Consider the following 10,792-nt stretch of genomic DNA (forward strand, 5'->3'; position numbering starts at 1 on the left):
CTGGCGGATCTCATCCTGCAGCGCACTGCGCAGGGCCTCGACAGAAAGATTCTCCCGGGCGACGCGCTGCTCCAGCGACTGAATCAGATCCTGAGTGGTTTGCATGCCGAAATCGGCGGTGATCAGGATTTCTTCAAGGCCTTCGAGCAGATCGCCATCAATCTTTCCGCTCCCCCGTAGCAGGGCATCGATGCGTCCGACCAGAGCATTCTGGGTTTTCGACAGACCGGCGCGCATCCGCTCGAACAGGCTGGGCGGGGCCTCCTCGCGAACCTCGGCCATTTCGGCGGCGGCCGGCACAGCCGAGACCGGCGCCGGCGCCTCTTCGGCCACCGTGGGCGCCTCGCCCCCTTCCGGCGGTGCCGGGCGGGCTTCAGCGGGGCGCTTTCCCTTACGCCCCAGCCGCAGCAGCAACAGGATGAACAGGGCGACCGCCAGGGTTACCAGCAGATAGAAAACACCCAGCGCACCGATCTCGCGATACGCTTCGGGGACGCCGTATTCTCCCAGCAGCGCAGCAACGGATTTCAGCAATTGGGACACCCAATTGACCAGCAGGGCGAAATATTCATTCAACATCTTGGAAACATCTTCCATCTGCACTCAGCTCCAGGTTCTTTCGGGCCACAGAGTTTGTGACCCGTATCAGATAATTTCATCCCGCAGCAGCATAACGCACCGTCGGGCCTCGAACAGGGCCCGCCCAAGGGCGTCGCTTCGCTCGAGAGTCAATACCAGAAAATACTCGGGGGTTATCGGCATGATGATGACCTGCATATGGGCCGAGGTCACAACAATTTCTTTCAGATCACTCCCTTCAAGACGGCGGACCACATCCCGCAGGTTGGCCAGGATCACCCCTTTATGGGCACCGATGACCTTGAGTTCGTAATCATCCATACGAGCCACCTGGTCGACCGCCTCCCCTTCCCAGTCCGCCAGGATGGCGCCATTGGCACCGGGGACGGAATCAATCAGCCTGCTCAATATTTTTTTAAACGCCATGTCCCACCTGGAATTCGTTAAGCCGGACCGAAACCAGCTTGGAGACGCCCGGTTCCTCCATGGTCACCCCGTACAGAGTATCGGCGACCTCCATGGTCCGCTTGCTATGGGTAATAATGATAAACTGGGAGAATTCCGCCATCTCCCTGACCATTTCGTTGAATCGCCCGATATTGGCATCGTCGAGCGGCGCATCGACCTCATCAAGCATGCAAAACGGCGACGGCTTGATGAGAAAAATCGAGAAAATCAACGCGACCGCCGTCAGGGCTTTCTCTCCCCCGGACAACAGGGTGACGTTCTGCAGTTTTTTGCCTGGCGGCTGGACGACGATCTCGATTCCCGTTTCCAGCAGATCATCCTCGTCGGTCAGCTTCAGTTCGCCCTGACCGCCCCGGAACAGGCGGGGGAAAATCTCCTGAAACTTGGCGTTGACCAGATCGAAGGTTTCGCGAAACCGCTTGCGGGTGGTGCGGTTGATCTTGCTGATCGCCGACTGCAGGCCGTCGAGGGACTGGCGCAGGTCGTCCTGCTGGGCGCTGAGAAACTGGCCCCGCTCATCCAGTTCACGGTACTCGTCGATGGCCGTCAGGTTGACCTCGCCGATCGCCTCGATGGCCTGCTGCAGCTCCCGCAGCCTGCCTTCAGCGGCAACCGGGTCGAAATCGTCGACGGCCAGCGCCCCTTCATCCACCAGGTCGACCCGGTAGCGTTCGGCAATGGTCGTCTGCAGATGCTCCGATTCGAGCGCCAGCTCCCGCAGCTGCAGCTGGCAGGCGGCCAGCTCTTCGCGGACCCGGGAGTGCCGGGAGCGCAACTCCTTGAGCGATTGCTCCAGGGCGTCGATCACCCCCTGCCCCTCTTCAAAACCGGCTCGCACCGATTCGGCCTTGATCCTCTCTTCTTCATGGCGCCGGAACAGCACCTCAAGCTGCACCCGCAGGCGTTCCTTCTCGTCGTGCAGGCGCTCCTGCTCTCCGACCGCCTCCTCCTGCCGGCTGGCGATCAGCGTCCGTCGCCCCTGCAGCTCCTGGCGCAGGCGGTCAAGCCGCTCCAGTTCGCTGCGGCTGCCGTCTTCGCGCTCGCGGATGCTGGCCACCGACACCTTCAGGGTCGTTACCTGCTCGCGCACAATCCCGACTTCGCGGCGCAGCACCTGCAGCTCTTCCTGCAGGCGGGTCACGGCCCCTTCCTGCTGGCCCTTCTGCTCCTCCCTGACACCGCGGCCCCGGCTGTCCTCGTCCAGCTGCCGGTCCAGCTCTTCGCCCTCATCGTGCATCTGCTCTTCTTCAAGACAGAGGACTTCGAGGCGATCCTGCAGCCGGGACTGGTTTTCCTGCAGCCGGGTGAGATCCTTTTCGCTGTCGACCACTTTCAGCGCCTGGCGGTGCAGTGCCGCATCAACCTCACGCAGTCGCTCTTCCGTCTCGCGCAGGTCGTCCCGGAATTGAAGGCGCAATGCGTCAAGTGCTTCGACTTCAGCGGACTGGCTCCCGACCAGCACCGACAGTTCTTTCATTTCGCGCTTTTTGTGCAGCAGCCCCTGCCCCAGGCCCTGCCGGCCGCCGCCGGTGAATTCCCCGCGGCCGGTCAAGATATCGCCGCCCTCGGTTACCAGGGCGATGCCGGCGGGCAGAGACGCCTGCCAGAACGGATCGAAACTGTCGACATGATAACACCCCTGCAGCAGGGCGGCGACCACCCCTTCGCGGCCAGGCAACGGTTGAACCAGATCATACAGCGGCGTCGCGCCATCCGGAACCTCGGCGGATGCAGGCTGAAAACCGGGAAGCACGAAGGTGCACCGGCCATCGCGGCCGCGCAGAAATCCGACCCCCGCCAGCGCATCGTCGCGGCCGGCGGCAGGCAGGGCCTGCAGCCGCTCGCCCAATACCGACTCGAGAGCCACCTCAAAACGGGAGGGCACCTCGAACAGGTCGGCAACGGTTCCCGGAAAAAGCTCGCGAAACCTGGTGTCGGCCAGCAGCGCCTTGATTCCGCTGCCATACCCCTCGAGATCCCGCTCGAGCTGACGCAGGGATTCGAGCCGGGAGCGGCTGAGATTGAGCCCTTCGCGCCGCTGCAGCAGCTGCCTTTCGGTCTCTTCGATGCGCTGCCGCAGGCTGGCCAGAGTCTCCCGCAGCCCTTCCTGCTCCTCGGCCAGTCGCTGCCGGGCATCGCAAAACGCGGCGAGGGCGGCCCGCAGGGAATCGGCGAGTTCCCGGGCCTCATCAAGCTGTTCGCGAACCTTGACCGCTTCGCTGCGGCTGCGGGCTTTACGCTCATCGAGCTGCTGCCGTCGCCGACTCGATTCTTCGTAGCGGGCGCCGATCTGCGACAGCTCGGTCAGCAGCCGGTAGAGGGCCAGCCGCGACTCTTCGAGGCTGACCCCCAAATCCTGCTCCCGCAGCGTCAACTCTTCGAGCGCCGCCTCCCCCTCAAGCAGCCGGCGCAGCTCCTTGTCGAGGTCGGCGCCGAGATGGCTGCGGTTTTCCGTAAGCCGCTGCTCGTCGGCATCGACCTCTAGCAGCCGGCGGCCCACCTCTTCATGTTCAACGACCAGCTGCTCCTGGCGCCGCACCAAGCCGTCCAGTTCCTTGCTGGCAAAGCCGCTGAGCCCTTCGGCTTTCTGAATTTCGCCGGCCAGGTGAAAGACCTGCTCCTGGGCCCGGGAGACATCCTTCTCGGCGGCGACCTGCAGCAGGCGCAACTCTTCGAGGCGCAGCTCCCCCTGGTCCTGCTGGGCCGAAAGACCGGCGGCCAGCAGGCGCTGCTGCTCCTCCTCGCTGGCCTTGGTCGACAACTGCTCCTGCAGCGCCGCGAAGCGCTGGCGGGCAAAACGCACCTCGATCCCCTTGAGTTCTTCCCGCAGGGCCTTGAAGCGTTCGGCCTTCTGGGCCTGGCGCTTGAGGCTGTTGGTCTGACGGCGCACCTCGCCGACAATATCCCCCAGGCGCAGCAGGTTCTGCCGGGTCGCCTCGATCTTGCGCAGGGCGGTTTTCTTGCGCGCCTTGTACTTGGTGACCCCGGCCGCCTCTTCAATGAGAAAGCGCCGATCTTCGGGCTTGGCATTGAGGATCATGCCGATCTTGCCCTGCTCGATGATCGAGTAGGCCCGCGCCCCGATCCCGGTATCCATGAATAGTTCCGTGATGTCGAGCAGGCGGCAGGGGGTCTTATTGATCAGGTATTCGCTGTCGCCGTTGCGAAACAGCCGGCGGGTGACCATGATTTCGGAATATTCACGAAACGCGGTCGGGGCCAACCCGTCTTCGTTGGCGAAAACCATGGAGACCTCGGCCATGCCGAGAGGCTTGCGGGTTTCGCTGCCGCCAAAGATGACATCCTCCATGGACCGGCCACGGAGATTTTTGGCATTCTGTTCCCCCATCGACCAGCGGATGGCATCGACGATATTGCTTTTGCCGCAGCCGTTGGGGCCAAGAATAGCGGTGATCCCCTGCTCGAAATCGAGGGAGACACGATCCACAAACGACTTGAAGCCGTGAATTTCTACCCGTTTAATCTTCATTGATGACGGAAATCTTACTCCAGAACCAGGCTACCGGGACAAAAAACACAGCGTGGCATGTTAGCAAGGTCAACACATGCATGTAAAGAACTTAAAACCCTCGTTTGCCGGCCCTGAAGGATTGCCTTTAATCCCGATCCGGTTGTATTATTCCCGCATGATTGAATGGACTGTCACAGAAACCGGATCCGACTCCGCACTCTTCTTTTTGGAACAAAACATCCCGGCGGCGCCCCGCAGTTATCTGCGCCAGCTCCTGCGCGCGGGAAAGGTGCTCCGCAACGGTTTGCCGCTGTCGGAGGAGGGGGTCCTGCGGCCGGGAGACCAGGTAACCCTGGCGGAAAGCGCAAGGCTGCGGGAACTGCTCGCTGCGACGCCGCCGGCGCGACTCGACCTCCTCTACGAGACCAGGGAATTGCTGATCGTCAACAAACCCGCCGGGCTGGCGATTCATCGCAGCAAGGGGCACGAAGATGACAACCTGCAGGCACGGGTGGAGGCGCTGATGAAATCGCGGAAGGCGGCCTTTACCACCGCCCCGGCGCATCGCCTCGACCTCGAAACCTCCGGGCCGGTACTCTTCGCCAAGGGGCGCCAGGCGGCCTCCCGGCTCGGCCAGCTGTTCATGGCGGGACAGACCGGCAAGCACTACCTGGCCCTGGTCACCGGCGAAATGACCGGCAGCGGGCTGCTCAGCACGCCGGTTTCGGCCAAGGGCAAAATCAAGGAAGCCGCCACCGGGTTCCGGAGCCTCGCCAGCGACCGGGGCATGTCCCTGCTCGAGCTCGAACTGCACAGCGGCCGCACCCACCAGATCCGCCAGCAGCTGGCCGCCGCCGGCCACCCCATCGCCGGCGACCGGCGCTACGGCGGCGTCATACCAGCGGAACTGGCGCGGATGTTTCTGCACTGCTGCCGGCTGACCCTGCCGGACCCCTTCGGCGGGCCGCCGATTGCGGTCGACTCTCCGCTGCCCGATGACCTGGCGGTCTTTCTAAGGCACCGGCATCCGTCCTTGGCGCAGGCGCTCTGCACAAAAAAGAGACAAATCCTGCCGACATCCCCCCAGTGATCATTTAAGACCGGATCGATGGTATACTTTTAACGTTAACCGGGGGTTCTTGATCGAGCGGAGACACGGACAGGACAGCCGCCATGGGCAGAAGCCGACATTCAGCACACAACATCCCCCTTAAGATAGCCACCATCTATGCGGTTCTCGGAGCGCTGTGGATCCTTCTTTCCGACCGCATCCTGGCCGCCCTGGTGAGGGACCCGGACCTGCTCAGCCGGCTGCAGACCTTCAAGGGCGGCTTCTACGTGCTGGTCACCGCCGCCATCCTCTACCTGCTGATACGCCATTACACGAACGCACTGAAATCCCAGTTCGATGAAATCCGCACCATCTTCGACGCCCTGAATGCTGTCGTCTACGTGGCCGATTTCGAGACCCGTGAGATGCTCTACCTCAATCGCCAGGGGGAACTCTTGTTCGGCGACTGGAAGGGCCGCTTCTGCTACGACATCCTGCAGACCGGCCAGAACGGACAGTGCGACTTCTGCACCAATGACCGACTGGTTGTCGCCGGAGTGCGGCAGCCGCCATATATATGGGAGTTCCAGAACACCGCAAACCACCGCTGGTACCAGTGCATCGACAAGGCGATCCGCTGGACCGATGGCCGGCTGGTCCGCCTGGAGGTCGCCATCGACATCACCGAAACCAAGGAGATGGAACGGCTGAAGGATGAAATGCTTTCCTCGGTCAGCCATGAAATGCGCACCCCGCTGACCGCCATCCTCGGTTATGCCGAATACCTGGTGGACAATGATCCTCCGGCGGAAGAGCGGCGGGAGCATCTGCAGGTTCTGCTCAGCGAGGGACTGCGCCTGAACCAGCAGATCGACAACTTCATGCGGCTGAACCGTCTCAAGGCGCGCCGTGAAAGCTATCGGATGGTCCCCCTGCGGCCTTCCACACTGCTGGGCCGCCTGGAAGGAAAATTCGCCACCGGTTCCTGCCGGCACCACCTGCGCATCGATGTCGCCGAGGAGGTCCCGGCTTTTTGGGGAGACCTGGACGGGATATCGCTGGTTCTGGACAACCTGGTCTCCAACGCCGTCAAATACTCGCCGCAGGGGGGCGACATCATCGTCGGCGCCGACAGTGAGAACGGCCTGGTTCGTCTCTGGGTCAAGGACCAGGGGATCGGCATGGCGCCCGACGAACTGGAGCGGATTTTCGGCGATTTCTACCGAATCGACAACACCGATCGGCGCCAGACCAGCGGCGCCGGCCTGGGATTGACCCTGGCCCGGGAAATCGTGCAGCTCCACCAGGGCCGCATCTGGGCAGAAAGCGCCCCCGGCCGGGGCAGCACGATTTTCCTCGCCCTGCCGGCAGCGCCGGCGATGCCGGAACCCCTGCCAATTGCCTCAGAAATGGCAAATTAACAGTTCTCATCTTCGACAAAGCGGGGTACACTCCCGTATCCAATTATCAGCAAACACCAACAACCGGGCACCGACCATCCAATGTTTCGCCGCCATCCCATTCTCACTGTTGTTTTCGGGCTGCTGCTATCGGCAACTATCGCCCTGGCGATCTTTCTCGGCACCTTCGACCTGGACCGCTACCGGGCCGAACTACAGCAGACCCTTTCAGCGGCACTGAACCGCCCGGTTTCACTGGGCAAGGCCCGCCTCTCGTTTTCCCGCGGTCCCGCATTCGATTTTTCCGACATTTCCATCGGGCCGACCGCCGACCGCAACGACGGCTTGCAGGCCGCCCACCTGCTGCTCAAGCTGGAATGGGACGCCCTGCTGCAGGGCAAGGTCACCTTTTCGGAAATCGACCTTAAACAGCCGCGCCTGACTGTCGACCTGCCCCCGGCCGCGACCGCCGCTGAACCCGCCCCCCCTGCCTGGCCGACGAGACTGGACGGGCTGGAGAAGATCCAGGTTCGCGCCCTGACCATCAGCAACGGCTCGCTGCTGCTGACCGACCGGCGCCATGCCCTCCCCCGTTCGCTGGCCTTCGCCGGCCTCAATGCCCGGCTGCGGGGTCTGCCGCTAAGCCGGGCCATTGCCCTGGAAATCAGCGGGGCGCTACCGCAGGACGGGCAGATCGCCCCTTTTTCCGCCACGGGAACCATCACTCCATCCAACGACCTGCGCCACTGGCAGGACAGCGCACTCGAACTGGCCCTGGACCTGGAACATTTCGCCCCCGAATCGCTCCTCGCCTGGCAGGCGCCCGAATCCCGGCAGATCTTCACCACCGGACGAGTCGCACTGCACACCGAGGTCAAGGGCGCACTGGCAACCGGCCTTGACATCCGACTCGACGCTCGCGGCGAAGAGTTACAGCTGCAGCTGCCGAAAGTCTGGCCGACCCCCAGAGGCATAAACCAGTTGCGACTGCAGGGGACCCTGGCTCAAACCGGCGACACATTGATCCTCCGCGATCTCGACCTCGCGATCGACAAGCTGGCCCTGAGCGGGCAGCTGACCCTCGGCCCCCGAAACAACGTCCCCTGGATTTCAGCCACCCTGGCCAGTTCTGCCGTGCCGCTGCGGGACCTGATGGAAATACTGCCGCTGCGCGAGGCCGTGCCGCAATGGCAACGCCTGCGTACCGGCACCCTGCAACTCGAGTCGGCGCAACTGGAGTGTCCGCAGGCCGACCTGCCTGATTCACGGAAAATCCTGGAGTCGCTGCAATTTCGACTGTCGCTGCACAAATCCAGCTTCCAACTCGACCAGCCGAACGATATCGAAAAAATTTCCGCCACCGCCGCCTGGGACAAGGGACGGCTCACACTGACGGACGGCCAGGCCCAGTTCGAAAATCTGCCGTTGAGGTTTTCCGGCACCATCGACACACCCTGGGAAAAGGATTTTCCGCTCAGCCTGGCCGTGGCCGGTTCACTCCCGAGCCACTCCCTGCTGACCATGGCGACAAAGGCCTCCGTCGAAGGATTGACCCTGACCGGCCCCCTCCCCTTGCGCCTAAATATCAGCGGAACCCGGCAGACGCTGCTGGCCAATCTGGAATCCGACCTGACCGATATCGGCGCTCGATATCGCGATGCCGCCAACAAACCGGCCGGGCTCCCCGGGCTGCTTGAACTGCAGGCCGAGATCACCCCTGCGCAGATCCGCCTGCGGCTGGGGAAACTGCAGCTGGGACCGCTCGACCTGAGCGTCCAAGGCGAGCTGTCGCTGCTTGAACAGGAGCCGTTCAGCCTGAATATTGCCGCAGAAAAACTGGACCTGCAGGCGTGCCGCCCCTATCTTCCCCTGCTTGAAAAGCTCGTGGCCCGGGGCATGCTCGACCTGCGCTATCGCCTGACGGGAACAGCCGGTGCCGTAGCGCACCACGAAGGAGTGGCTACCCTGACCCGGGTCGGCGTCCACCTGACCCGGGTCATCGCCGACATTAACGACGCCAGCGGCGAAATCCTGCTCTACCCGGACCATGCCGAATCGCGCAACCTGACCCTGAAGCTCGGCAGTTCGCCCCTCGACATCCTGGCACGGGTCACCAGCTTCGAGGAACCGTCGATCGACATTTTGCTCAAAGGCGAGGCGGTGCGTTCCGACGAAGTGATCTTCCGCAATAACCAGGCCTATCTGCGCCAGCTGGATGGGCACCTGGTCATCAATCACCAGGGCATCTTCTTCGATCCGGTCAAGGTCAGGCTGGACGGCGGCACCGAAGCCACCGTGCGGGGAGCGGTCACGAACTTTTCGGCGCCGGAAGTCGCCCTGGATATCGAGGCCGGCTACGGCAACATCGACGAAGTCATTGCCCTCTGGCGGCGCACCGAAGGCGCACCGCCAGCGGCGAATTCCGGCTCAAACCACGAAACCCGGGTTTTCATCGCCGCCAGGGCCCACAAGGGGCAGCTCGGCAACCTGCGGTTTCAGGATGCCCGGGGTGACATCACCCTGCGCCGGGGAGTGCTGGCCATCTTCCCCCTGCAGTTCGACGCCGGCAGCGGCAGCTGCCTGGGACATGTCGCCGTCGACTCGTCGGCGGGATCACCGCCGCTGCTGAAAATATCCGGGCACCTGAAAAACTTCGACGCCTCTGCCATCTACCACGAGCTGCTGCAACGCAAGGGGCTCGTCAGCGGCACCCTGGAAGGTGATTTCTACCTGGAGGGGATAGCCGGAAAACGCTTTCTGGAGACCTCGAACGGGGGCCTTTCGTTTACCGTCGACAAGGGGGTGCTGCGGAAATTCCAGTTCCTCTCCAAGGTTTTTTCGATTTTCAACGTCTCCCAGATCCTCACTCTGCAGCTGCCCGACATGGACACGGAAGGCATGCCCTTCTCCACCCTGAAGGCATCGGCGGCGCTGAACCAGGGGACCCTTTCGACCAGCGACCTGTTTATCGAAAGCAGCTCGATGAACCTTTCGCTGGTCGGCGACCTCGACCTGAACCAGAACACCATGGACATGGTTCTCGGGGTCAAACCCCTGCGCACCGTCGACCAGGTGGTCACCAACATCCCCATCGCCGGCTGGCTGCTGGCCGGTGACGAAAAGGCCCTGATCACCGCCCACTTTGAGATCAAGGGGAACAGCAGCGACCCCGAGGTAACCCCGATTCCCATCACTTCGGTTTCGGAAAAGGTTCTCGGCATCTTCAAGCGGGTTCTGGGGCTGCCGGGCAAGGTCGTCTCCGACGTCGGCGATCTGTTCCAATAAAACGGGCCGGTGCAAGCCGGCCCGCGCTGAATCCATCCTGTTCTGCTCCAGCCGCCGCAGCCAGCTTACCTTTCGACGCTAACGCCCAGCACCTTTTCCATCTGGGCCAGGGCGAACTGCCCGTCCGCCTCGTCCAGATCGGCCACCAGGTCGGCGGGCACCCTGACCCGGTAGCCGCACATGACCGCATCGGCGGCCGTGTAAAGGACGCAGATGTTGGTGACGCAGCCGGTCAGAATGAGTTCGTCGACGCCGAGCCGTTCCAGAACCTGCGCCAGGGCCGTACCGGCAAACCCCGAATAGGTCGTCTTGCAGACGATGTCCTCCCCCGCAGCAGGAGCCAGTTCGGCGATGACCTGGGCCCCGTCGGTACCGCGCACGGCATGGCGAGGCCAGCCCATGCGTTCGAATTCGCGGTCATCACTCTCGTGAGCATCGCAGACATACACAACCGGGATCCCGGCCCTCCGGGCTTCGGCGAGCCGAGACTGCAGGGCCGGCACAATCCGGCGGGCCCGCGGCACCTCCAGCACCGCC

At 62.9% G+C, this 10,792-nt stretch carries 7 protein-coding genes; 3 read left to right on the forward strand and 4 right to left on the reverse strand.

All coding sequences use genetic code 11. The features are described from left to right. The 3 genes from ABYV89_RS10300 to smc all read right to left on the reverse strand — a co-directional run. Positions 1-597: signal recognition particle receptor subunit alpha (locus tag ABYV89_RS10300; RefSeq protein WP_432822868.1), on the reverse strand; the 597-nt coding region annotated here is incomplete at its 3' end. A 48-nt stretch (positions 598-645) separates the two neighbouring features. Continuing rightward, positions 646-1,005, reverse strand: coding sequence for a roadblock/LC7 domain-containing protein (locus ABYV89_RS10305; protein WP_432822869.1), 360 nt, complete (start codon positions 1,003-1,005; stop codon positions 646-648). After that, complete coding sequence (gene smc / locus ABYV89_RS10310; protein WP_432822870.1) at positions 995-4,537, reverse strand: chromosome segregation protein SMC; 3,543 nt, start codon at positions 4,535-4,537, stop codon at positions 995-997. Before smc ends, ABYV89_RS10305 begins: the two co-directional genes overlap by 11 nt. Before the next feature lie 157 nt (positions 4,538-4,694). Between smc and ABYV89_RS10315 the strand changes: the two genes are divergently transcribed. The 3 genes from ABYV89_RS10315 (at position 4,695) to ABYV89_RS10325 (ending at position 10,255) form a co-directional block, all read left to right on the forward strand. Then, on the forward strand, positions 4,695-5,609 hold the full coding sequence (locus ABYV89_RS10315) for an RluA family pseudouridine synthase (RefSeq protein ID WP_432822871.1): 915 nt from the start codon (positions 4,695-4,697) through the stop codon (positions 5,607-5,609). 83 nt (positions 5,610-5,692) lie between these two features. After that, entirely contained in the window at positions 5,693-6,991 is a 1,299-nt protein-coding gene (locus tag ABYV89_RS10320) for a sensor histidine kinase (protein WP_432822872.1), read from the forward strand. Between the two features lie 81 nt (positions 6,992-7,072). Further along, on the forward strand, positions 7,073-10,255 hold the full coding sequence (locus ABYV89_RS10325; protein ID WP_432822873.1) for a DUF748 domain-containing protein: 3,183 nt from the start codon (positions 7,073-7,075) through the stop codon (positions 10,253-10,255). 65 nt (positions 10,256-10,320) lie between these two features. On the opposite strand, the gene ABYV89_RS10330 is transcribed toward ABYV89_RS10325, so the two are convergent. After that, positions 10,321-10,792, reverse strand: a 472-nt coding sequence (locus ABYV89_RS10330) for a cysteine hydrolase family protein (protein WP_432822874.1), incomplete at its 5' end; no start/stop codon positions are given.

It is taken from the genome of Trichloromonas sp. (assembly GCF_041583255.1).
Lineage (GTDB): Bacteria > Desulfobacterota > Desulfuromonadia > Desulfuromonadales > Trichloromonadaceae > Trichloromonas.

Bases quoted from the DNA above. Each gene is read 5' to 3' on its own strand.
- ABYV89_RS10305 (WP_432822869.1), bottom strand. From the start codon at position 1,005: ATGGCGTTTAAAAAAATATTGAGCAGGCTGATTGATTCCGTCCCCGGT.
- smc (WP_432822870.1), bottom strand. From the start codon at position 4,537: ATGAAGATTAAACGGGTAGAAATTCACGGCTTCAAGTCGTTTGTGGAT.
- ABYV89_RS10315 (WP_432822871.1), top strand. From the start codon at position 4,695: ATGATTGAATGGACTGTCACAGAAACCGGATCCGACTCCGCACTCTTC.
- ABYV89_RS10320 (WP_432822872.1), top strand. From the start codon at position 5,693: ATGGGCAGAAGCCGACATTCAGCACACAACATCCCCCTTAAGATAGCC.
- ABYV89_RS10325 (WP_432822873.1), top strand. From the start codon at position 7,073: ATGTTTCGCCGCCATCCCATTCTCACTGTTGTTTTCGGGCTGCTGCTA.